Annotated in this window: 19 protein-coding genes; 5 read left to right on the forward strand and 14 right to left on the reverse strand. The window is 61.0% G+C overall.

The features are described 5' to 3' along the window. Positions 1-398 precede the first annotated feature (398 nt). The 5 genes from ABRP86_RS10855 to trmB are packed head-to-tail and all read right to left on the reverse strand — an operon-like array spanning position 399 to position 5301. Positions 399-737: a DUF3054 domain-containing protein gene (locus tag ABRP86_RS10855; RefSeq protein ID WP_239275399.1), complete on the reverse strand. Its 339-nt coding sequence runs from the start codon at positions 735-737 to the stop codon at positions 399-401. Continuing rightward, positions 734-1762 carry a lysylphosphatidylglycerol synthase transmembrane domain-containing protein gene (locus ABRP86_RS10860; RefSeq protein WP_023024251.1) on the reverse strand — a complete coding sequence of 343 codons (1029 nt, stop codon included), beginning with the start codon at positions 1760-1762 and terminating at the stop codon, positions 734-736. The genes ABRP86_RS10855 and ABRP86_RS10860 overlap by 4 nt, the downstream gene beginning before the upstream one ends. Continuing rightward, entirely contained in the window at positions 1763-3916 is a 2154-nt protein-coding gene (locus ABRP86_RS10865) for an MMPL family transporter (RefSeq protein ID WP_349864286.1), read from the reverse strand. It abuts the gene before it with no gap. 14 nt (positions 3917-3930) lie between these two features. Next, positions 3931-4524, reverse strand: coding sequence for an NYN domain-containing protein (locus ABRP86_RS10870; protein ID WP_349864289.1), 594 nt, complete (start codon positions 4522-4524; stop codon positions 3931-3933). Continuing rightward, positions 4525-5301: a tRNA (guanosine(46)-N7)-methyltransferase TrmB gene (gene trmB / locus ABRP86_RS10875; protein ID WP_284772122.1), complete on the reverse strand. Its 777-nt coding sequence runs from the start codon at positions 5299-5301 to the stop codon at positions 4525-4527. Positions 5302-5662: 361 nt separating this feature from the next. On the opposite strand from trmB, the gene ABRP86_RS10880 reads away from it, so the two are divergent. Then, complete coding sequence (locus ABRP86_RS10880) at positions 5663-7489, forward strand: phosphoenolpyruvate carboxykinase (GTP) (RefSeq protein WP_349864292.1); 1827 nt, start codon at positions 5663-5665, stop codon at positions 7487-7489. A 215-nt stretch (positions 7490-7704) separates the two neighbouring features. Here the strand turns inward: ABRP86_RS10880 and ABRP86_RS10885 are convergent, their stop codons facing one another. From ABRP86_RS10885 to ABRP86_RS10900, 4 genes are all read right to left on the reverse strand, one after another. Further along, a complete protein-coding gene (locus ABRP86_RS10885) occupies positions 7705-7947 on the reverse strand; it encodes a toxin (protein WP_349864295.1) in 243 nt (80 codons plus the stop codon). Beyond that, entirely contained in the window at positions 7944-8189 is a 246-nt protein-coding gene (locus tag ABRP86_RS10890; protein ID WP_005285139.1) for a ribbon-helix-helix domain-containing protein, read from the reverse strand. Before ABRP86_RS10890 ends, ABRP86_RS10885 begins: the two co-directional genes overlap by 4 nt. Before the next feature lie 110 nt (positions 8190-8299). Next, complete coding sequence (locus ABRP86_RS10895; protein WP_349864297.1) at positions 8300-9001, reverse strand: CPBP family intramembrane glutamic endopeptidase; 702 nt, start codon at positions 8999-9001, stop codon at positions 8300-8302. Positions 9002-9047: 46 nt separating this feature from the next. Then, positions 9048-9794: a class I SAM-dependent methyltransferase gene (locus tag ABRP86_RS10900; protein ID WP_349853519.1), complete on the reverse strand. Its 747-nt coding sequence runs from the start codon at positions 9792-9794 to the stop codon at positions 9048-9050. A gap of 24 nt (positions 9795-9818) precedes the next feature. Between ABRP86_RS10900 and ABRP86_RS10905 the strand changes: the two genes are divergently transcribed. Continuing rightward, positions 9819-10928, forward strand: a complete 1110-nt coding sequence (locus tag ABRP86_RS10905) for a glycosyltransferase family 4 protein (protein ID WP_349864299.1) — start codon at positions 9819-9821, stop codon at positions 10926-10928. Here the strand turns inward: ABRP86_RS10905 and ABRP86_RS10910 are convergent. Continuing rightward, entirely contained in the window at positions 10822-12300 is a 1479-nt protein-coding gene (locus ABRP86_RS10910; RefSeq protein WP_349864301.1) for an MmpA family trehalose lipid delivery protein, read from the reverse strand. The genes ABRP86_RS10905 and ABRP86_RS10910 overlap by 107 nt on opposite strands. Then, positions 12281-13471, reverse strand: a complete 1191-nt coding sequence (locus tag ABRP86_RS10915) for a PorA family protein (RefSeq protein WP_023024227.1) — start codon at positions 13469-13471, stop codon at positions 12281-12283. The genes ABRP86_RS10910 and ABRP86_RS10915 overlap by 20 nt, the downstream gene beginning before the upstream one ends. 50 nt (positions 13472-13521) lie before the next feature. Here ABRP86_RS10915 and ABRP86_RS10920 point away from each other — a divergent pair, with 50 nt between their 5' ends. Next, entirely contained in the window at positions 13522-14661 is a 1140-nt protein-coding gene (locus tag ABRP86_RS10920) for an acyltransferase family protein (RefSeq protein WP_349864304.1), read from the forward strand. Here ABRP86_RS10920 and ABRP86_RS10925 read toward each other — a convergent pair. The 3 genes from ABRP86_RS10925 to ABRP86_RS10935 are packed head-to-tail and all read right to left on the reverse strand — an operon-like array spanning position 14561 to position 18478. After that, complete coding sequence (locus ABRP86_RS10925) at positions 14561-17737, reverse strand: alpha-(1->3)-arabinofuranosyltransferase domain-containing protein (protein ID WP_349864306.1); 3177 nt, start codon at positions 17735-17737, stop codon at positions 14561-14563. The two genes, ABRP86_RS10920 and ABRP86_RS10925, sit on opposite strands and share 101 nt — an antisense overlap. A gap of 14 nt (positions 17738-17751) precedes the next feature. Further along, positions 17752-17949, reverse strand: coding sequence for a DUF2613 domain-containing protein (locus tag ABRP86_RS10930; RefSeq protein WP_349853511.1), 198 nt, complete (start codon positions 17947-17949; stop codon positions 17752-17754). Between the two features lie 22 nt (positions 17950-17971). Beyond that, the gene (locus ABRP86_RS10935; protein ID WP_349864308.1) at positions 17972-18478 is read right to left on the reverse strand and encodes a universal stress protein; all 507 of its coding nucleotides are present in this window, start codon (positions 18476-18478) and stop codon (positions 17972-17974) included. Positions 18479-18536: 58 nt separating this feature from the next. Here ABRP86_RS10935 and ABRP86_RS10940 point away from each other — a divergent pair, with 58 nt between their 5' ends. Both ABRP86_RS10940 and ABRP86_RS10945 read left to right on the forward strand, forming a co-directional pair. Then, complete coding sequence (locus ABRP86_RS10940; RefSeq protein WP_349864309.1) at positions 18537-19664, forward strand: glycoside hydrolase family 3 N-terminal domain-containing protein; 1128 nt, start codon at positions 18537-18539, stop codon at positions 19662-19664. 34 nt (positions 19665-19698) lie between these two features. Then, positions 19699-21387, forward strand: coding sequence for a VanW family protein (locus ABRP86_RS10945; protein ID WP_349864312.1), 1689 nt, complete (start codon positions 19699-19701; stop codon positions 21385-21387). Positions 21388-22649: the final 1262 nt, after the last annotated feature.

The following is a 22649-nucleotide window of genomic DNA, read 5'->3' on the forward strand; positions in this document are numbered from 1 at the left end:
GTTAACTGACGGTGACCGCCCCACTATTTCCGGGGCTCACCATCAGCAAGCGTTACACCACACTAAAGGACGCAACCATTGTATGGGCTGGAGGAGAAGAAGCTACAGATGCAAAAGCGCAGTCCATCGGAGATTTCTTAAGCTACTATGAGGACTTAAATGAGCGTGCCAAGGAAAGAATCTGGATCAGTAAGGATTTCCCTCTAGAGAAGCTCTTGTAAAGCAGGGACCTAACCCCCGACGTGTCCACTTTCCAGGGGTCAGGCCCTTGTGCGCAGGCACGAGGCTCACCACCGGCTCCATATGCACCACACCAGTGGGAGCGACCAGTTTTGACTGATGTGTGCCAAATGTAAAGCGGCTTTCCCTATAGAGGAAAAGCCGCTGTGTCGCATCTGCTACTTGCGGGCAAATAGCCGCCAGCCAAAGAAGAACAGGGCGGACATCACGGTTGCCACGATGAGGAAGCTCCAATGGGGCAGGCGGCCATTGACCATGATCCACAAGGCCATGCCGCCGATGATGGCAGACAGCCAGACTACAACGCCCTCTTTCCACTTGCCCTGGACCTTTGTGGCCAGGATAATGGCCCAGCCGATGAGCGCGCCTACAGCCCAGGGCCAGAAGGCATCGACCCAGCTGGAAAAGCTCAGTCCACCGTGGGCGAGACGGGCGGCGATGGCGAAAATCATCAAGGCGATGATGTCAATGAGCGGAGCGATACGCGTCGAAGTCATACGGTTTCCTTTTCTTTTTCTTTACGGGATAGCGCGGCGTAGGTAATGCCCTTGCGGGCATAGTGCCAGAAATAAATGACCCAACCAATAGCGGTGATGAAGGCAAAAGAGATAAGGCGGTAGATAATCGCTGTACTGGTGGCATCGACTGCGGTCATGCCCGTGGCCACGAGCGTGGCGATGATCGCCGCTTCCACCGTGCCCAGACCCGCCGGGGTGACCTGGGCGGAGCCGGCCAGCTTGGCAGTGAGATAAGCCAGTGCGACGCCGGCGATGGTGGTGGTGTTATCGGCCGAATCGGTCGTGGGCATTTGGCCGGTCACGGCCCACACGCAGCCCCAGAGCGAGACCATGTCAATGAGCCGGTTGGCCAAGGAATAGAACGATGCCCAGGCGAATTGCCGGCGGGTGAGGTGTACTTCCTTGAGGCTCTCCACGTGTTCGAGTAGGGTTTCGCGCTTCGAACCCTTTACCAGCCGCTGCTTTTTCACCCAGCGCTCCAACGTTTCGGGGTGATTACTCAGCCAGAAGAGCCCGCCGGAGAGCGCCAGCATCGCTGCCAATGTGCCGATGAGGGACCACAGGGCCATATCGGCGTTGAGGAAAAGCACGCCGCCAAGCCCAATGAGCACCAACCACAGGGTGGAAATGGCGGAAGAGAGCACGAAGAACCAACCGCACAGGACCACCGAGGCGCCCCAGGTGCGCTGCACATGGAAGGTCAAGATGGCAGAAAAGGCCGGGCCTGCGGGCATGGTGGTGGACCAGGAATTGGATGCAAAGGTAAGAGCAGCGGTTTCTGTGCCCTCCACTTCCACGCCGCCGGCCCGGATGAGCAGGCGCATGACCTCACCCATCGCCACGACGGAGAGGATGGAGGCGATGACCACGAGCGTTACCGGACCCGGTTCGGCGTGGGAGAGCCGTGAGAAGCCTTCGCTCAAAAAGTCCAGCTCATCGCGGAAGACGTAGATGAGGATGGCTAGGACTATGAGCGAGGCGATAACTTGCAGCCAATTTTTCAATTATTTATCTCCTTCAAGGCGCCGCTTTAACTCACTGAAGGGAATGGTCTTCCCACGGCGGGTGGTACTACCTGAAAGCCTAGTGGTCAAATGGTGCAGCCAGCTAGGCGCCCACCAGTTATCCTCGCGCAGCAGGTGCATGACGGCGGGGACGAGGAGCATTCGGACAATTGTGGCATCGATAAGCAGAGCAAAAATCATGCCGTACGCGATGTATTTCATCATCACGATATCGGAGAAGCCGAACGCGCCCGCCACCACGATCATTATCAGGGCCGCCGCCGTGATGATGCCGCCAGTATGCGCGGTACCGGCGGCGATGGCCTCGTCCGTGGAATCGCCGCGCCGCCGGGCTTCCACCATGCGGGAGACCAAAAAGACCTCGTAGTCGGTGGACAGGCCATAAATGATGGCGATGATCAGCACCAGAATGGGGCTCATGAGCGGGCCGGGCGAGAAGTTCAGCGCGCCGGAGCCCACGCCGATGACGAACATGAGCGTGAGGATGCCTAGGGTGGCGCCCAGGGTCAGAAGCGTCATGACAATGGCCTTTATCGGCAGCACGAAGGAGCCAAAGACTAATGCCATGAGGATGAAGGTGGCGAGGACGACGTACAGCGCCATCCACGGCAGCTTGTGGAAGAGGGCATCGAGCGATTCCACTTCCATGGCTGGCGTGCCGCCGACATAAAGGTTGACGCCCTCGGGCGCGGTGACATCCTCGAGCTCGTGGACGATCCGTGCGTAGTCCTCGCGGTCCTCAATGCCGGCCGAAAGGACAGTGGTCCCGTCCTTGGTGGCGGTCGATGGCCCCATGGGCTCGGTAAGGCCGTCGAGGCCGCGGACCTGCATGACGACATCGACAAGCTGCTCGTTGGTGGCATTTTCCACTACGAGCTTGACCGGCTCGGTGCGGAAGGCTGGAAACTCGTCGTTGAAGCTATCCTGCGCCACGCGGGTGTCGTGGTTGGGCGGCAGGTAGGTCTCGTTGATGCCGCCAAAGGTGATGCTCATGATCGGCAGCGCCAGCGCGATGAGCAGGCCGCAGATGGCCAGGGTCAGGCCCTTGGCGCGGCGCATGGCCCAGCGCGGTAGCTTGTACCACCAGGTGTCCTGAATGGTGCGGGCCGTGCGGGAGGTGCGGCGCACCGACCACAGATCGATCTTGGGCCCGAGCATGCCGAACAGGGCCGGCAGCACGGTGACGGACAGCAAGGCCGCCAGGCCGACGGCGGAAATCGAGCCATAGGCAACGGACTTCAAGAAGGCCTGGGGGAAGAGGAAGAGTCCGGAGAGTGCGACGGCGACCATCGCCGCGGAAAAGACCACGGTCTGCCCGGCGGTGGCGGTGGTGGTGGCCACGGCATCCTTGGTGGAGCTTCCCTTATCCAGCTCCTCGCGGAAGCGGGAGACCATAAATAGGCCGTAATCGATGGCCAGGCCCAGCCCCAGCAGCGTGACCACTGCTTGGGCAAAGACGTTGACCTGCAGGAAACCGGCCAGGATGGCCAAAATGCCCAGCGAGCCCAGGATGGATAGGCCACCGACAATAAGCGGCATGAACGCCGCCACCACGGAACCAAAGACCACGAGGAGCAGCAGGCCAACGAGCGGCAGCGCTGCCTTTTCCGCACGCGCAATATCTTCTGCCATGCCTTCATCGAGGGCGTCCGCCACAGCCGTGGCACCGGCAACCTCGACCGGCGCGGAGGTATCCGTCAGCGCACCCTCGATGGCGCGGAAATCCTGCAGCGTTTGTTCGTCATCGCCCTTGAGCCCAATGGCGGCAAAGGCCAGCGAGTGATCATCGTTGACCAGGTTGGGGTTCTTGCTATCGAAATAGCTGGTGACAGAGTCAATCTGATCCGGGTAATCCTTTTTGAGCTGCGCCAAGTGCTCCTTGGCAGCATCGAAGTTCTCATCGGGCGAGCTAAAGAGCAAAACAACGTCGCCGGAATTATCGCGGCCGAAGGTTTCCTGCTCGATCTGCGCCGCGCTTGTCGATGCCGCATTCGGGTCCTCCCAGCCTTCCTGGCTCATGCGTTCCTCGAGCTGGGTTCCAAAACCTACGAAGAGGGCAAGGATGGCACCGAGGATGACGATGGGAATGACCTTGCGGTGCGCATAGGAAAATCGTCCCCATTTTTCAAACATGTGGGGTAAGCCTCCTAGCTATTATTCAGTAGCGCAGCCAGCGGGCGGAATGGCTGGAGCCATGCACCACCTTCAGGCAGGTTATCCAGGTTGACGCGGGGCAGCGGCTCGCGGAAGACGCCGTCAATATCTTCTAGGTCAACGAAGTCGATCTCGGGGTGGCCCACGGCCCAGGAGGCGTGTTCGTGGAAACCCATGACGGTGACGGGCAGGCCCTCATCAATGAGTTCTTCCAGCAAGGGCTGAAAGTTCTGGCCATCGGCAGAGGCCACCACGACGCCGGCGAGATCATCGCGCAGTTTTTCAATGTGGTCGATCATGTCAGGATCCACGTCATCATCTTCGTGGATCTTCGGCTTGGCAAAGACGCCAAAGCCCACGTTGCGGATGGCCTCTACCCACGGGCGAATCACATCGGCGCCGCCGGGGGAGACATTGGTGAATACTGCGGCCTGCGGATCGGCATCGACATCCATCGCGCGGTGGACCAGCCACCGGCCGATGGCATCAAAACGCGGGCGATGCGCTGCGGTGGGGCGCCCGCCAAGCAGGGAGCCGAGCCCCATATCCATATTGGGTGCGTCCCACACCAGTAGATAGGTGCTCATTTACTTCTTCTCCCACAGGTATTCAGTAATGATGTGTTCTTTATCTAGGCCCTTGCCCTCAAACTTGGTGATGATCTGCCGATCCACCAATTGCGGGCAGTCTGGCCACGGCCAGCCCTTGTACTCCAGGCTGGGTTCGACGTGCACGAGCTCATCTATCCATTCGGCATAACCCGCGTGGTCGGTAGCAACGTGCAGGACTCCACCCTTCTTTAGCCGGGAGGCAAAGAGGTTGAGCGTGCCGGATTGGATGATGCGGCGCTTGTGGTGGCGCGCCTTGGGCCAGGGGTCCGGGAAAAAGACGCGGATTCCATCGAGGGATTCCGGGGCAATCATGCGCACCATCACCTCCACGCCATCGCCGCGGATCATGCGGATATTATCGATGCCCTCGCGCTCGACCTGGCCCATGAGCTTGGCCAAGCCGGGCTTATAGAGTTCTACCGCGATGATATTGGTGTCCTGCTCCAGCGGTGCCATGGCCGCGGTGGAGGTACCGGTGCCGGAGCCGATTTCCACGATGGTTTTGGCGCCGGTGCGACCGAACCACTCATCGACATCGATAAGCTCATCGCTTAAGACGCGGCCCAGCTCGGGCCAGCGCTGCTCAAAAAGCTGGTGCTGGTTATCCGTGAGCGTGCCGCGGCGGAAGGTGACATTGCCCAGGCGCGGGTAGTCCAGGTCATTATCAAAGACCGCATTGAAGTCCGTTTGCGGCGGGCGACCCGGCGGCATTTCTCCGGCAGGGGTGTTTTGAGAATTATCCGTGCTATTCATTGCGCCCTATTTTTCCCTGTCCAGGCATGGCAAGCAATATGCCGCGCCGGGTGTTTTCCCCGCTGTATGGGGGAAGAGGATAACCGGTGGATTCAACGGGGGTGACCCCTTGTGGCATAGAATGGGTAAATAGGATACTTTAATGCCCCCGAAATGGTGTGGAGAAAATCACGCCTAATATCACAATTATCCATAGTGTGCTTGGTAAACGTCCGCTCACGGCGGTGGATATAACCGGAGTGGGAAAAATGACACTTAATGTGGCCAATATTTTGGCTTTGCCGGTTAATCTGGAGGCGGAAGGCAAAGTTGGGCCGTGATATGCCCCGATTTTCACATCCTATCCAGAGGAGAATTTTTAATGACCGCCACCATTCAGGGCCTCGTTGGAGAGCTGCCTACAGACAATCAAGAACTGATCGATTGGATTAATGAAAGCGTTGAGCTTTTCCAGCCGGACGAGGTGGCTTTTGTGGATGGCTCGCAGGAAGAGGCTGACCGCCTCGCCGCAGAGCTGGTCGATAAAGGCACCCTCATCAAGCTAAATGAGGAAAAGCGCCCGAATTCCTACTTGGCGCGGTCCAACCCAGCGGACGTTGCCCGCGTGGAATCCCGCACCTTCATCTGCACCTCGAAGGAAAAAGATGCGGGCCCAACCAATAACTGGGCACCGCCAAAGGCCATGAAGGAAGAAATGACGGAGGCCTTCCGTGGATCCATGAAGGGCCGGACCATGTATGTCGTTCCTTTCTGCATGGGCCCGATTAGCGATCCAGAGCCCAAGCTTGGCGTGCAGTTGACCGATTCCGCTTATGTGGTCTTGTCCATGCGCATCATGACCCGCATGGGCGCAGAAGCACTGGACAAGATCGGCACAGACGGCGATTTCGTCCACGCCCTCCACTCCGTCGGCGCCCCGCTGCAGCCAGGCGAAGAAGACGTTGCCTGGCCGTGCAACGACAATAAGTACATCACCCAGTTCCCAGAGACCAAGGAGATTTGGTCCTACGGTTCCGGTTACGGCGGCAATGCCATCTTGGCCAAGAAGTGCTACGCGCTGCGCATCGCGTCCGTCATGGCCAAGGAAGAAGGCTGGATGGCTGAGCACATGCTCATCCTGAAGCTGACCAACCCGGAGGGCAAGAACTACCACGTCGCCGCCGCATTCCCGTCCCAGTGCGGTAAGACCAACCTGGCCATGATTACCCCCACCATTCCTGGTTGGAAGGCTGAGGTCGTGGGCGATGACATCGCCTGGCTGCACCTGCGTGAGGACGGCCTCTACGCCGTGAACCCGGAAAACGGTTTCTTCGGCGTGGCCCCTGGCACCAACTACGATTCCAACCCGATCGCCATGGATACCATGAAGCCGGGCAATACCTTGTTCACCAACGTTGCGCTTACCGATGACGGCGATGTCTGGTGGGAGGACATGACCGACGAGGCACCAGAGCACCTCATCTCCTGGACCGGTGAAGACTGGACTCCGGCATCGTCCACCAAGGCCGCCCACCCGAACTCCCGCTACTGCGTGCCGATTTCCCAGTGCCCCACCGCCGCGCCGGAGTACGACGACTGGAAGGGCGTCAAGATTGATGCCATTCTCTTCGGCGGCCGTCGCAAGACCACGGTTCCGCTGGTTACCCAGTCCTTCGACTGGAACCACGGCACCATGATCGGTGCACTGCTGTCTTCTGGCCAGACCGCAGCCGCAGAGGGTGAAGTTGGTGCGCTGCGTCACGACCCAATGGCCATGCTGCCGTTCATGGGCTACAACGCCGGTGACTACCTGCAGCACTGGGTTGACATGGGTAAAAAGGGCGGCGACCGCATGCCGGAGGTCTTCCTCGTTAACTGGTTCCGCCGCGGCGACGATGGCCGCTTCCTGTGGCCGGGCTTTGGCGAGAACTCCCGCGTTCTCAAGTGGATCATCGACCGCATTGAAGGCAACGTGGAAGCCGAGGACACGGTGGTCGGACGCACTGCCCGCGCCGAGGACATCGACTTGGAAGGCCTTGACTTTGAAGTCGACGACGTTCGCGCCGCACTCGCCGTTGACCCGAAGGAATGGGAAGGCGATATGCAAGACAACGCCGAGTACCTGAACTTCTTGGGTTCCCGTGTGCCTGAGGAAGTGTGGGACCAGTTCCGCGCCCTGAAGAAGCGCGTGGAGGACGCAGCTTCCTAACGCGTTTATCCGCGGTAATTCCCCGCATAAAGCTAACCCCAGCAGCGTAATGCTCTGGGGTTAGATCTTTGTTGGGGTTAAACAACACATTCTGTGGTTTAGGCCTCGGAACGATTCCTGCACTACGAAAGTGGGAATAAATCGTCTCTAGGATTGGTCACGGATCCAACAGGGCCCCTCGGCGAGTGCCTCAACCGGTGAGGATCGGGACGTCGTTATTCGATGAGCTTGCTGTAGTGTGGTCGGGCTTTCATTACATGGATTAATAGTTCGTCCCCGTCGGAGGCAACAACCACGACGGTTTCCAGCAGTCGAGCATGGGTATCAAAACCGAGGCGGAGTTCTCGCCATTGACTAGGGTCATCATCAAGAGGCTCTATCCACAGTGGATAGGAAGCAGCATGGATTCCGTCGGTTTCTGCGATACCGTGCTTTGTGGCAGATTTGGCTGCTCTCATGCCGCCGTGAGTGCGCTGATTGCTTGGCGGACAAGCTCGGATCGGGTGAGATTCTTTTCCGTAGCCAGGCGATCTAGGGCGCTAAGTTCATCGGCAGTCAGGCGCACAGCAACGACCTGAGCAGGCTCCGCCCCGCGACCGGGGCGTCCACGTCCGCGCTTTTTCAACACTTCTGGATCGTAGCCTTCTTCTGCTTCGGAAACCCAATTGTCGAGTTGGTCTTGAGTGATGTTCACAGGCATGAAAATATCGTATAACGAAAATTGTGCGCTGTCGATATGAAGCGTTGTGAGTTTAGGTCCTACCTCGGCTACTGAACTAGCGCTTCTTTCTCCCGCTGCGCAGGGACTCCTTAGCCCGATAGTCCCGCTAGGGCCGTGATTGCTACGACCGTGTTATTTGCAATGTGAATGCACAGGGGAGCGGTAAGTGTCTTGAACCAGAGGCGTGCTAGCACCAAAAAGGTGCCAAAGAATGCGATGTAGAGCATTACTGCGGGGATGCCGTGTGCGAGGGCGAAGACAGCGACGGTGATAAGCGCTGCTGCCCAGGTGGGCATGGAATTTTGCAGCCAATCCAATAGGACGCGGCGAAAGGCCACCTCTTCTACGAGGGGAATGACAAGCGCGGTGCTGAGTACCACCATGATGGTGGCGGCGGGGCTGATCTTTAGGCCGGCGGAAAGGTTATTGCCGGCTGGTTCGCTGCCCAGGAGTGCATTGACGGCACCCGTGGCCGCACCAGAGCCCAGGATGGCGAGGGGAATCCACCACAGCAGGTGCCATAAGGAATGCTCGGCTTTCACAAACCCGGCATCGCGCCACGACCAGCCCAAGCGGCGGGAAAATCCGTACCAGACCGTTCCCAAGCCGAAGAAGGCACCGCCGATGGCGATGCCAAAGGCGACCCAGGAACCGCTCTTTGTAATGAGGCCACAGGCGATGCCAATGAGTGCCGCACCGGCAAATGTGGCGACGACGCTGGCCACGGCCCACCCCAGGTGAGCTGCGCGAACGGTGGGGGAGAGCTGTGAGCGCTGTAGTTGGTCCGGCATGCTAGGCAGTATAGTAGGACAACCTCGGTGCGAGCTGTGGCGCGGCCTAGTCCGGTTGCAATACCAGCGTCAGGTTGGATACGGCGAATTCGCGCAGGCCAGGAACCTTAGTCAGCCACCACGCCCAGCTGGGGTGGTAGCGCGGAAAGGCGAGCTTTAGCGCGCCGGTGGACTCGGCCCAGGTGAGGCCTGCGGAGCAGGGGACATTAAATAGTGAGGTGCCAAAGACATTCTTGGGCGGGTGCCCGTGGCGGCGGGTATAGCGGTCGCGGGCGAAGGCGCCGCCTATGTAGTGCTCCCACAGCCCGGTTTCGTGGCCGCCGAAGGGGCCGAGCCAGACGGTATAGCTCATGATGCACAGGCCACCGGGGCGGGTAACGCGCAACATTTCTTTGCCCATATCCCACGGGCGGGGGATGTGTTCGGCGACATTAGAGGAATAAACCACATCGAAGGAATCGTCCGCGAAGGGCAGGCGCGTGCCATCGCCACGCACGGAATTGCTGAGGCGGATATTGGCAGCGGACATTTCCCCGGCATCGGGCTCAAGGCCAACGTAGGACGCGCCGCGGTCCGCGAAGGCGGCGGCAAAATAGCCGGGGCCGCCGCCTACGTCGAGCACGAGGGCATCGGCAAGCGGCACGCTCAAGTCGCGGCCCAAGTTTTCCACCAGCGTGGCCGTATCTTCTGCCAGGCCGCCGTAGAAAAGATCGGGGCGGGTTTGCTCGAAGCGGAAAGAGCGCAGCAGCGCCCAGGAGCGGGAGAGCGTGGCCATGTCGCGGGTGTGTTTCATAAACCACTAGGCTAATACCCCACGATGAAAATTCTTTTACTATGCTGGCGCGATTCCACCCACCCGCAGGGCGGTGGCTCCGAGCGTTACCTCGAACGCGTGGGGGAGTACCTAGCGGCGCAGGGCCACGAGGTGGTCTTTCGCACCTCTAAGCACATGAATGCGGCGCGCCGGGAAGTCCGGGGTGGCGTGCGCTATAGCCGCGGCGGTGCCAAGTTTGGCGTGTACCCGCGCGCGTGGGCGGCCATCGCGGCCGGGAGAATGGGCCTGGGGGATCTGCGCGGTATCGACGCGGTCATCGATACCCAAAACGGCATTCCCTTCTTCGCGCGGTTGATTTCCGGCGCGCCGACGGTGCTACTTACCCACCATTGCCACCGCGAGCAATGGCCCGTGGCTGGTCCGGTGCTCGGGCGGCTGGGCTGGTTCTTGGAATCGCGCGTGGCACCGCGGGTATATCGGGATTCGACCTACGTCACGGTCTCGCAGGCCTCGCGCGAGGATTTGGAGGCGCTCGGCATTGACGGCGCGCGGATCATCGCCAATGGCCTAGACCCCATTCCGGCGCACGTACCTTCCCTCGAGCGCGAGGCGGATAAGCACCTGGTGACACTCTCGCGGTTAGTCCCACACAAGCAGATCGAGCACGCCATGGATACGGTGGCGCGCACGCCGGGCGCGGTTTTGGATGTGATTGGCTCGGGCTGGTGGGAGTCGAATTTGCGCGATTATGCCGAAAAGCTCGGCGTGACGGATCGCGTGCGTTTTCGCGGCCAGGTGACGGAAGACTATAAGCACGCCTTGCTCGCGCGTGCCGATGCCCACCTCATGCCCTCCCACAAAGAGGGCTGGGGCCTTGCCGTCATGGAGGCCGCCCAACATGGGGTTCCCACAGTAGGTTATGCATTTGGCCTGCGCGATAGCGTAGTCGATGGCGAGACCGGGATCCTTGTAGAAGAAGAGGGCGACTTCGTGGCGGCCACCCAAGAGTTATTGGAGAACGCGGAGTTGCGCCGGCGCTTAGGTTCTAATGCCCGGGAGTTTGCCGCGCGCTTTTCGTGGGAGAAGACCGGCGCTGCCTTTGCGCAATTGCTCCAAGGCTTAGTAGTGGGGCGGTCATCCACAGGGCGGTAAGCGCCCACGGCAGCTCGGGGCGCGGGGCGTCGGTCTCTGCGGCGATGGCGCCATCTATCACCACGACGCCCACCCCAAGTTCCGCAAGGCCTGCCATATCTTGGTCCTGCCAGGCGCGCAGCGCCGCGCGGTATTGCGGAGATGCTTGATCGATGACTTTACCGTCCACGCTGAGCTCGCCGGATTCCACCAAGGGCACGGCCTTGGAATAGGGATCGACCGCGACCCCTGAGGCCTCCCCATGCGCACCGTCATTTCTTGTGGGAACCTCCACCAAATTGGGCCGCTCAGGGAAAAATGCCAGGCGGCCGTCGATATCGCGCACCAACTGCTCATCCACCCCGGTATCGCGGGGAGTAAGCACGGCAAGGCGGGACGGGGTGGGAAGGACCTGGATCGTGGCGGCCACCAGCGCCAGCGCGGCTGGAATCTGTGGCAGCGCACCGATGGAGGCAACGTATAGCGGCAGCGCGAGCATCGTGAGTTTGTGGCTATCGCGCAAGAGTCCCGCCCCCGGAACGTTATCGATGGCCCATTCCAGCATGCCGGGCAGTAGCCAACATGCCAGCGCCCCGCCGAGTCCCAGCACGGCCAGGACGGTCAAGCGCGCCGGGACGCGGTGGGCGCCCGCCAGTGCGAGAAGTGCGACGAAGAGGCCGAATACGGCTAAGCCCAGGGCGGCCTCGCCATTCCAGATTCCACCGAGCCGCAAGAGCGCGCCCACCGTGCCCACGTGTTCTTCTGCGCGCGGGGAAAAGGCCGCGACGGCGGATGTGGCATCGCCGGGCACGCTGGGTTGGAAGAGACCTGGAACCAGCCACGGCAGCCACAAGAGGCAGCCCGCCAGGGCCACGCGCTTCCGGCAGGTAAACAGGGCGGTGACCACCGCAAATAACCCGCCGGTGGGGGTAAGCGATGCTCCCCACATGGCCAGCCATGCCAGCCAGCTGTGGCGGCGCCCCGCCCAGGCGATGACCGGGAGTAACCAGGCCGCAATGGCCAAGGACCACTGGCCTTGCAGGAGGCGTTCGATGACAAAGGGATTGGCCACCGCGATGGTCATTGCGGCCAGCGCCGCTACCGTGGTGCGAGACCACAGCGCGGCGGTGAGAGCGGCGGCCCCAGCGGCGGTAAAGATAAGGACCCGGGCGGTCCACGCGCCGCCGAGTAATGCCAAAAACCCATCTTGTGGTGCGTTGCGGGCTGGCAGGCTTCCCGCACCCAGCGCGGATGGGGTAAGCCCCGGATCGTTTAAGAGCACCATATCGCGCCAGAGGAATTCACCGGGCAGTGCGAAGGGCCAGCACACCGCGGCCACGAGAAGAATTCCCCACAGCCCGAGGAGGATGCGCCTAGGCGTGCGCGGCATCATGGGCGTCACGGTGGCGGCGCATGTACTGGTAGGCGGCGAAAATGAGCAGGGAAACGCCGATGGCCTTGCCCAGCCAGCCAACGGCCATCAGCCCCCGGATGGCGTAGATTACCGGGCGGACCTCAGCGAGGCGTTCCGAGCGGGTGTCCTCTGACCACCGGAAATCCGCTGCCAGCACGGAGCGATCCTCTGTGTCATCCTCTGCGATCAGGGTTCCCGCCTGCTGGATATCGGTGGCGAAAAAGACTTTGACGTTTTCCCGGACATCCACGATGGTGCCGGTGGTGGGCTCGACCGAAATATCGCGGCCTACGGTATAAAAGGGCTCGACAATGACGGTCGCATCCGCATCCAAGTCCAAAAGCTCGCGCGAGTGGCGGTCATAAAAACGGCTGGCGGGACCCTTCAACTGGAAATCGCCGGATTTCAGCTCGTCCGTTTTAGTGGTGCTGTCCAAATCCGCGCTGATATTGCTAAAGGTGTTTTTCAGCGGCAGCGGCTGTACGTCCTGGTGATAGGAATAGATGGGGATGCCATCCACCTTGGAGTCGCCGGTAAAGTCTATCGGCGTGGATTCCTGCGCCAGGAAATCAAAAAATGGGTAGGAGCGCTGCTCCGTGCCGGAGGGGAAGAAATAGGTGAGGCCGTCTCGCTCGAAGTCTTCCCGGGTCAGATCGGCGTTGAACTCGGGAAAGGCGAGGGCCCATTTATTGACCGGATTCGCCACCGGGAACGTGGATTCGCGGTTGAGCACGGAGTGTTGATCAACGGAGGCGATTTCCTCTTGGGAGTCCCTGTCTTTTCCAGCCAGCAGGCTGGTCACGGAATCGGTGGTGGCGATGGTGTCATCATCGTCCACCTCGCCGGTGGTAATGGTGCGCTCCAAGGTCAGCGGCCCGTGGTGCTGGTAGCACCACATCGGGGCGGATTTGTCGGCGCAGCGCGGGTCATCGCCGGATGCGGTAGCGGGGGCTTCACCGTCCATGAGGGCGCGCACGTCCATCCATACCGCATCGGTGGGTCCGCTCGAGGTGGAAAAATCTTGATCCAAGCCCAGCGGGCGGGTCCGGTTATTGTAGAGGGTCGGGGCGAGGGTACCAATGAGGAGGAAAATGATTGCGGCAATGACAACCCACGTCCGTGGCGAGCGTGGCCAAAGGTAGCGGCTCATTGCAGTACTATATCCAATCAGTTTCAGGTTTCCGGGGTAAAGGAGCAAGCGTGCGCACGCAGGCATCTGTGAAAAGACTACCCCAGCACCTGCCGGAGCTAGACGGCCTACGCGCGGTTGCCGCATTAGGGATCATTGTCACCCACGTATCCTTCCAAACCGGCACTGGGTGGGGATTTGCCGGGCGTTTTGATTTCTTCGTCGCCGTCTTCTTCGCCCTCAGCGCCTTCCTCCTGTGGCGCCGGCGCGGGCTGCACACGGTGCGCGGCTATGCCCACTCCCGCATCGCGCGCTTGGCACCGGCCTATTATGCCTGCGTGGTATCGGTTGTGCTGCTGCTTCCCGATGCCCACTCCATCACCCCCACCCAGATCCTCGCCAACCTGACCTCCACGCAGATCTATGTAGTCGATGGCCTTGCCCCGGGCCTTACCCACCTGTGGTCGCTGTGCGTGGAGTTCTTCTTTTACCTGGTACTACCGCTCCTCGTGTGGGCCATTGGCGGCCTGCCGCAGCGCTGGCGCATGGGCGTTATCGCCGGCGCCGCGGTACTGAGCTGGGGGTGGGGCTTTATCCCCTTTGTCGCGGACTACGGCGAGGACCAGGTCAACTCGCAAATCTGGCCGCCGGCCTATGCCTCCTGGTTCGCGGTGGGCATGCTGGCGGCGGAGGTGGAAGAAAGGGGCATCGGCAAGCGCACGGCGCGCCTCCTGCAGGTGCGCTGGATCTGGGTTGTGCTGGCGGGGCTCGTGCTGTGGGTGGCGAGCCGGGATTGGTTTGGGCCGGCCGGGCTGGAGCATCCGGAGCCGGCGGAATTTGCCCGCCGCATCATTGCCGGGGCGGTATTCGCGGCGTGCGTGGTGGTGCCGGTGGCCCTAGTTCCACGTGGAACCTCGTGGCTTACCTCGCCGTTGATGCAGGCGCTGGGCGCGTGGTCCTATTCCATTTTCCTGTGGCACGTGGCGGTGCTCGCCGTGGCCTTCCCGCTGACCGGGGTGGCGCTGTTTAGCGGGAAACCGCTGGATTTTTGGGTCATCCTTGCCGTCACGGTGGTAGGCACCATTGTGGTCTCTGCGGCGAGCTACACGCTTATCGAGCGCCCAGGCCGCGACCTCCTGATGGGCCGGGGCCGGGGCCGGGGCCGTCGGCGGCGAAAAAGCAGGCCAGCCCCGCGGCACATAAGCACATAAGCAGCACGGAATCGCCGGCATAGGACCCTGAGGCCCACGGGGCCCGGGCGAGGATGGCCCCGGCCGCCGCTACCACGCCGCTGGCTAAAAAGGCCCGCGGAATGGTGGTCCACCGCACGATGAGCCAAGCGGCCATGCCCGCAAGTACTGCCGGCCAGCCCACCAGTGCCAGGCAGGCTAGCGAGTACATCGCAGAGGCCATGCCGCCAGGATCCGGGTGCCAGGTGGGCTGCGGGCTGCGGCGCGCGGCGAAAAGCAGGCAGAACCCCAGCGTGGCCAGGCCGAGCGCGCCCCCAAAGAGCAAGGCGGCGCGGTAGGCAGGCTGCGCCTTAAAGGTCATGCGGAATTCCCCATTGGTGCCCGCGGGGACGATAAACGCCTGGGTGGCGGCATCGATCTCGTACGCGGTGAGCTCGGTATCGCCGATAAATCCGCGCAGGCCCTTATTAAAGGCGCGCCCGGTAATGAGCAGGCGCTCCTCCTCTGCAGCAGCGATGGAAAAATCGGTGAGGCGATAATCGTCCGGCGGGGACCAGCCCTTTTCCGTCATGGACACCCATGCGCCGGTGGTGCGCACGCGGTGGACGCCGGGCTCGAGGCTCAGGGTGCTGCCGGGGGAGTACCGGTGGGAATCGATGAGTACCGGCTTGGTGGAATCCACGGTAACCTCCATGCGGCGCGGCACGGTGACATCGCGGATGAGCACCCCGGTATCGTGCACCATCTGCTGGAAGAAGAATTGGTGCACATCCGGCGAGGTATCTGGCACGGTGACCACGCGCTCGATGGGGTGGCCTTCTACCTCTAGTTCCGCGATGCCGGTGCGGTGGGATAGTTCCACGCGGATTGCCTGGGAATCCCCGCCGGGCACGCGCACCGTTTTGGAGCGGAAGGGCTGCAGATCCACTTCTACTGCAGCGCCGCCCGAGCGCACCGTCACCGTGGTGGAGCTGGTGGCCATGAGCTTCAGGCTCGGTTGGCTAAAGTCACCGCTCAGCTCGATCCAGGCCTCATCATCGCCGGGTGCGGGCCACCAGGCGGTGGAATGTTCCCCATCGACGGCGGCGGTGGCGGACTTTTCCGGCTGGGCTCCACCGAAGGCGGTGGCATCGGCGGCAGAAGAAGAGACCTCGACATCGCCGCCGTGGGTCTCCACCGTGGTCAGTGGGCCGGCGGAGGGATAATCGCGCAGGCGGTTATACACGTGGCTGGGATCGTCTGCGGCCAGCGGTGCCGAGGCGGCGCCGTGGAGCGTGCCGTAATTGCGATCCACCAGCGTGGGAGTATCGGTGACGATATCGGCGTCCCTATCCACCAGCTCGCGGGCGGCAGGGCCATTATGGGCATCGAGGAAAGCGAGTGCCTCGCCGCCACCGGCCACGCGGACGGGATCGGCTGAGGTCAGTGCCATGGAATGCTGCTCGAGCAGGATCACATCGACCTCGCCAAAAGTATGCACTTCACCGCCAAATTTGCTGCTCAAGGTGTCATTATCGGCGGCAAAAAGATCGTGGCGCACCATCACCGCGCCGATGCCCAGGCGCTGCAAGGCGCGCACGCCGCTGGCCGGGTCCTCGTCTAGCGCTGCCATCACGCCGTCGAGGCCACGGATGGCCTCCGGCGGCACGAGGGGGATGGCATCGCGGACGGCCCAGGGGACATCAAGAAGCGGCTGCGCCGGCTCATCGCGGGTCCAGCCCCACTCCTGGCGGGCGAAGGAGGCTTCGGGATAGATCAGGGTGCGGGTATTGTCCGCATGCTCGTTGATGTAATCCGTGGCCTCATGCCAATAGTTCGGCACCTCGTCGTAGGCCCCTAAGGGCAGCAGCCGCTGCGACCACGCCGGGGAGAGCGCGCTGATGCAGACGAGCAGCACCAGCGCGCCTACCGTCTGCTTCTTGGTGGGCCGCAGGCTGGTGGGCAGCGGCAGGAGCTGGCAGGCGCGGGCAAAGCCCAACAGCAACGGGATGCGCACCAGCGGATCGAATTTGTGCAGGTTGCGCAGGGGTGCCAGCACCCCATCGAGCGCGTCGAGGTACCACGCCGCCTGGCAGCCTAAAATCGCTACGCCGGTAATCAGCATGATGGACCACACGCGGGGCAGCCGGCACAGGCCATATATGCCAATCGCGGCCACGGCCATGGTGATAAGGACAAAGAAAGCAGAGGTCGCGAGCTCGTTGCCGGCGATGCGCTCGGCATCCGCAAAGGGCGACCAGCTCGTCGTCCCGCGCAGGATCTCCGGCAGGTTCAGCCACCGAGTGGTCACGCGGGAAGATTCGATAAATTCCGTAAACGGCGGGGCGTAGCGGCCCAAGATAATAAGGGGGCCAATCCACCACGCCGATACGCACAGGCAGCCAAGCAGCCAGGCCGCGCCGGGCTTGAAGGCGCGGCGGTACACCACGATGATAAGCGCTGGGGTGCAGGCCGCGAGCGTGGCGGTGGCGTTGACCGCGCCCATGAGCGCCACAGGAATCGTAGCGGCGGCAGCATCGCGCCAGGTGAGCCGCTCTCGCAAGAAGGGCAAGATGACCCACGGGGCGAGCATGACCGGCCAGGTTTCAGAAGAAATGGCCGTCAGCGTGGACAGTGAGCGCGGAGACAAGGCGTAGAGCATTGCGGCCACCCAGACCCACCGGCCGCGCAGGCCTATCCGGGTAGCAAGTTTATGAAAGCCGATAAAGCCCACGCTTAAGACCAGCAGCCACCACAGGCGTTGGGCTATCCAATCCGGCAGGGGGTCGGTTAACACAAAAAAGGGACCCTGCGGGAACAGGTAACCGTAGGCCTGGTTCTGCAGCTGACCCAGGGTAAATATATCGGTATAGGCAGCAAGCGCGCCGCGCAGGAAGTGCAGCGGGTCCGCGGCTAGATCGTGTTTGGTATCGGCGGCGGTTAGCCCCCATGGCTGTACCGCGAGGATGAGCGCCAAGGCAATAATGCCCAGCGGATAGGGTCGGGCAAGGCGCGCGCAGTGGTGGCGCAGGGCGCGGGTGGCTCTGCGGTAGCGGTTTAAATAAGAACCGCTGTGCAGGCCGCGGGTGAGCTGGTCGGTCCGATCCCGGTCATGCACGCCGGTGCGCCCACCTAATCGCGGGAACCGTATTCAGGCCCGCCCAGCACTGCATCATCGGCGGAGACCGCATTGCCTTCGGGCACGGTATCGCTGCCGGAGAACTGGGCGATGCCGATGATGGTGATAATGCCCAGGGCGATGCCCACAACAGCGCTACCCACGGCGGGGCCGAGGGTGCGCTTGTTTAAAGAATCGGATTCCAGAGCCATGGCTAAAGATACTAGCAGCTACTTAGAAGTATTCCGGATCGTCATCTTCCGCGTCTTCATCGTTTTCTTGTGGGACGATAAAGACGGGCAGGCCCGCGTTGCGCACGATCTGGTCCGCCGTGGAGTTGGTCCACCAGGCGCGAAAGCCGGTGAGCGCGCGGGTGCCGGTCACGATGACATCCACGTCTAGCTCGTGCGCGGCATCCACGATCGCCGAAGAGATGGTGGTGGCGGATTCCACGAGGTGGGCGCGGCCGGCTAGGCCTAAGTTTTCGGCCAATTTGGTGCCTTGGCGGCAGATTTTCAGCGCCTCTTCGTAGGCGGGATCGTCTTCCACGCTATCGGGGGACACGGTGGACTGGTGCATGCCCGTGCGGCTCACGGCGCGTGCGGTTTGGCGTGCCACCGGTTCCCACGCGGTGAGGATTTCCACCGTGGAGGGGCGCAAAAGCTGTGCGGCGTACTCCAAGGCGCGGTCAGCGCGTTCGGTGCCATCATAGGCAATTAGCATTGTTTTGCCGTTACTCATGTCACTAGTCTACCCACCGCCTAGGTTAGTTCGCGAGGAATGCTGCACACTGGAAGGCATGACATATTCCCGCATCATTGCCAGCTTGGGCCTCGTGGCGGTGCTTAGCGCCTGCTCTAATTCCACCTCGGAGGAGGACAAGGCACACGACTCCGCGGCTCCCGCGCCCTCGTCGTCCGATACCGCCGCATCCGCCACGGATACGATCCCAGCACCAGCGCCGGAGGATATTCGCGCCACCGCCGCCTCGGTTCTTATGCCGCCGGCGACCAGCTATGAGGATGCCAAGGCCAAATTGGAGGCCGGCGTGGGAGGAATTTTCATCCCCAGTTGGGCGGATCCCGGTTTGTTAGCAGAAGAGGGCCGGAATATTAACGCCCTGCGTGCGGAGGTAGGTCGCGATTTTGAGGTCGCCATCGACTTCGAGGGCGGGCGTGTGCAGCGTTTTTCAGAAATCCTGGGCGAATACCCCTCCGCACAGCAGATGGCGGCGGATAATTCGCCGGAGCAGGTAGAACAGCTGGCAGGGGACATCGGCAAGCGCCTCATGGACTACGGCATCAACGTGGACTTCGCGCCGGTACTCGATGTCGATGGGGATGACCTCGAGGTTGTGGGCGATCGCGCCTTTTCCACCGATCCCGCCCAGGCCGGTGAGTACGGCGCCGCCTTCGCCCGCGGGCTGGATGCAGCCGGGGTCAAGGCTGTATTCAAGCACTTCCCCGGCCACGGTCGCGCCTCGGGCGATACCCACCTGGCGGAGGCCATTACCCCGCCGCTGGAAGAGCTCGAAAACCACGAGTTTATTCCCTTCCAAAACGCCATTCCCGCCGCGCCGAATGCGGCGCTGATGATGGGGCACCTCGCGGTCCCGGGCCTGGGCGATGGCCAGACCCCTGCTTCCATCCTGCCGGAGGCCTACGGCCTTGCCCGCGAGGCCTTGCAGTATGACGGCACCATCTATACCGATGATATTGGCGGCATGGCGGCCATTTCGGACTCGCTTCCGCTTGCCGATGCCGTCATTACCTCCCTCGCCGCCGGCGCCGACATGCCCCTGTGGTCCACCGAGGCCGATATCAACGCCGTGATCGATGCCGTCGTGGGCGCCGTGGATGAGGGCAGATTGAACCCTGAGCGCCTCGGCGATGCCGCCCGCCATGTTCGCGATGGGGACAGCGACTAGGAAAAACGCCCCTGCACCCGTTAACCTTTAAAGCGTGAAGAAGGCAGAAGGAAAAAACGGTGCAAAGGGCTGGCTCATCACGCTTGGCGTGATCGTGGGTTTTGTCCTCATTGCGGGCATCGCTTATGCCTGGGATGTCATAGCAAATCAGGATAAGATCCCGCGCAGCGTCTCCGTTGGCGGCGTGGATATCTCCGCCATGGAGCGCACCGCCGCCGTGGCCAAGCTTGAGGACGAGCTCAAGGACGTTGAGACCCAGCCCGTGACCGTGACCGCCGGCGAACTGCAATCTGATTTTATCCCTGCCGAATCCGGCCTGGCCCTGGATAACCAGGCCGCCGTCGATGGCATTGAGGAGCCTTCGCTCAACCCCATTACCCGCCTGGCCAGCTTCTTTCGCTCTACCGAAGATATCCCGGTAGAAACCGATGTGGACGATAACAAGCTGCAGCCCACCCTTGACCGCGTAAAAGACGAGCTTTCTACCGAGCCGGTCGACGGCATGCTGGAGCTTAATGATGGCGAGCTCAAGGTCACCGATCCCACGTTGGGCCAGTCCGTAGACGGCACCGAATTGCACGATGCGGTGGCAGCGAATTGGCTCGATAAGGCTGGCGTGCAGGTGGAGCCGGAAGAAATTGAGCCGGCTATTAATGACGAGGCCATTGAAAAGATGCGCACCGGCGATGCCGCCAAGGCCCTGGATAATCCGTTGACCTTGAAGGCCCAAAATAACGTAACCGCCACGCTAAATAAGCCGGAGATTTCCCAGTTCACCAGCATTGAGAAAAAGGATGGTCGGTTGCACCTAGTAGTCGATAGCAACCGCGCGCAGCAATTGCTGCAAGAGCGCAGCGATGGCGCCGATGTGCCTGGCGTGAATGCCAAAGTGAAATTCGCTGGTGGCTCCAAGCAGGTCACTCCCTCCCAGGACGGCGAGATTATTGACTGGAAGCCGACCATGGAAGGCTTTGATAAGCGCGTGACTGGCGATGACCGCGAGTGGGACGCTACCTACAAGCCGGACCCAGCCGAGTTCACCACCGAGGACGCCGAAAACGCGACGTTTAACGATACCGTGGGCGAGTTCTCCACCGGTGGATTCTCTTCTGCTTCTGGGCGCAATATTCAGCTGGTGGCCCAAGAGGTCAACGGTGCCGTTGTGAACCCAGGTGAGACCTTCTCCCTCAATGGCTATACCGGCCCCCGCGGCACCGCGCAGGGCTATGTGGAATCCGGCATCATCATCAACGGTCACTCTGGTACCGCCGTGGGCGGTGGCATTTCCCAGTTCGCCACTACGCTATATAACGCCGCGTACTTCGCGGGCATGCAGGATACCGCGCACACCCCGCACTCGTACTACATTTCCCGTTACCCGGCCGGCCGCGAGGCTACCGTGTATGAGGGCGCCATTGACCTGCAATTTACCAATACTTTCAATACCCCAGTGCAGATCGAGACTAATTTTGGCGGCGGTGAGATCACCGTCCGCTTGAAAGGCACCAAGACGGTAGAGGTGGAATCCATTAATAACGGCCGTTGGGCCAAGACCGAGCCACAACCGAGGTCCGTGCCGGGCAGCGACTGTTCGCCATCATCCGGTGCACCGGGCTTTACGACGTCCGATACCCGTATCATCAAGGATCTCAGCGGCAAGGAGCTTTCCCGCGAGACCAAGACCACGGTCTACGATCCACAACCCATCGTGCGGTGTGGTTAGCCAGTAAGCAAAGTGCGTTGCCGCTGGCCCAATCTCGGCGGCCATGCAGCGCGCACAACCCAGCGTGAGTACGACAAAGGCTCCCGCAGCGGGTGTAGTGCCATGCTGCGGGAGCCAGACTCGTTAGTCATCCGTCTTGCCTCGCAGGGGGTTGAAGGTCATGTTTTTCGTGGGGGACAACCACATCATGCTCATCTTTCACCGGTGCCACCGTGGGCACTGCGTTAATATGGACGGTCAAGTCCCGTGTAGTGGTGTAGACGTTTATGCCTCCGGCTCGGTATGAAGTTCGGGGTTTGATTAGGATGTTAGCCGGCGCCAAAGAGGCCGTCGTTATCACGGTGAAGAGTACTCCTGTGTTCAACTAGCACGCAGTCGCGACGGTAAGGATCGCTAAAGTCCTCGGGTTGTGGCCTGTGGATTGGCGATAATCATGCGAGACAATAAAAACGATTGACCAGCCCGGTTATTTTATAACGCCGGTGCACATGCATTCGACTAGGAAAAGATCTCGATAGTTATCGATGAATCGGATCATTTCCCACATTTTGGGTCGAGTTATGACGCGAAAAACTCGGGCAGCCTTCAGAAGTTCATTAGTCTCGTGTAGCTGGTGATTTACACGGTCTAGCATTGCGTTTTCGGCAGCCAAATCTTCAGGTTTGGACTTTGGTATGTCCCCGGCACTGCGGGCAGGGTTAAGTCCAAAGAAGGGCCGTATGCCATGAAACCCCAACTTTGGGGCTGCTGCCTGGCACGCGGGGTGCATCGACGTATTTTCCGCCGAGATGCGATCTTCCACGAGACGGACCGGACGTTCCTTGGCATCCTGATCAAATTTCCTTGGCATGTTCCAGATTTCCCCATCTACTGAAACGGAACGATACCTGAGAAACTTTACGCTGAGGCGGTCCGTTTACGCTTCAGCAACCTGGTCTTATGCAGAATGGCAGCAACGACTCAACCTCAGTAATGCATCAGCACTCTTGGAATGCGCACGCCCCTAATAATGGTTGGCTAAGATTTAAATCTGAACAACCTCTTGACGGCTCTCAGGCGATCAAATAAGTTTCTGGAAAAGTAAGCTATCAGGGTTGGAGAATAATGTCTTTATTTCTTAGGAAAGTAGCGATAATCACCGGGGCTTCATTGCTACTTCTACAGCTACCACTGCGACTGCAACTGCTGGGCCCGAACCCCGGAAAGTGGACACGGGGATTTAATCAAGATGCGATAGTAAGTGTAGCTGATCCGGCGGCTTC

It is taken from the genome of Corynebacterium sp. KPL3927 (assembly GCF_040225835.1).
Taxonomy (GTDB): domain Bacteria; phylum Actinomycetota; class Actinomycetes; order Mycobacteriales; family Mycobacteriaceae; genus Corynebacterium.

Excerpts from the sequence above, each read along its gene's own strand:
- ABRP86_RS10855 (WP_239275399.1), bottom strand. The coding sequence starts at position 737 with ATGACTTCGACGCGTATCGCTCCGCTCATTGACATCATCGCCTTGATG.
- ABRP86_RS10865 (WP_349864286.1), bottom strand. The coding sequence starts at position 3,916 with ATGTTTGAAAAATGGGGACGATTTTCCTATGCGCACCGCAAGGTCATT.
- ABRP86_RS10870 (WP_349864289.1), bottom strand. The coding sequence starts at position 4,524 with ATGAGCACCTATCTACTGGTGTGGGACGCACCCAATATGGATATGGGG.
- trmB (WP_284772122.1), bottom strand. The coding sequence starts at position 5,301 with ATGAATAGCACGGATAATTCTCAAAACACCCCTGCCGGAGAAATGCCG.
- ABRP86_RS10880 (WP_349864292.1), top strand. The coding sequence starts at position 5,663 with ATGACCGCCACCATTCAGGGCCTCGTTGGAGAGCTGCCTACAGACAAT.
- ABRP86_RS10885 (WP_349864295.1), bottom strand. The coding sequence starts at position 7,947 with ATGAGAGCAGCCAAATCTGCCACAAAGCACGGTATCGCAGAAACCGAC.
- ABRP86_RS10890 (WP_005285139.1), bottom strand. The coding sequence starts at position 8,189 with ATGCCTGTGAACATCACTCAAGACCAACTCGACAATTGGGTTTCCGAA.
- ABRP86_RS10895 (WP_349864297.1), bottom strand. The coding sequence starts at position 9,001 with ATGCCGGACCAACTACAGCGCTCACAGCTCTCCCCCACCGTTCGCGCA.
- ABRP86_RS10900 (WP_349853519.1), bottom strand. The coding sequence starts at position 9,794 with ATGAAACACACCCGCGACATGGCCACGCTCTCCCGCTCCTGGGCGCTG.
- ABRP86_RS10905 (WP_349864299.1), top strand. The coding sequence starts at position 9,819 with ATGAAAATTCTTTTACTATGCTGGCGCGATTCCACCCACCCGCAGGGC.
- ABRP86_RS10910 (WP_349864301.1), bottom strand. The coding sequence starts at position 12,300 with ATGATGCCGCGCACGCCTAGGCGCATCCTCCTCGGGCTGTGGGGAATT.
- ABRP86_RS10915 (WP_023024227.1), bottom strand. The coding sequence starts at position 13,471 with ATGAGCCGCTACCTTTGGCCACGCTCGCCACGGACGTGGGTTGTCATT.
- ABRP86_RS10930 (WP_349853511.1), bottom strand. The coding sequence starts at position 17,949 with ATGGCTCTGGAATCCGATTCTTTAAACAAGCGCACCCTCGGCCCCGCC.
- ABRP86_RS10935 (WP_349864308.1), bottom strand. The coding sequence starts at position 18,478 with ATGAGTAACGGCAAAACAATGCTAATTGCCTATGATGGCACCGAACGC.
- ABRP86_RS10940 (WP_349864309.1), top strand. The coding sequence starts at position 18,537 with ATGACATATTCCCGCATCATTGCCAGCTTGGGCCTCGTGGCGGTGCTT.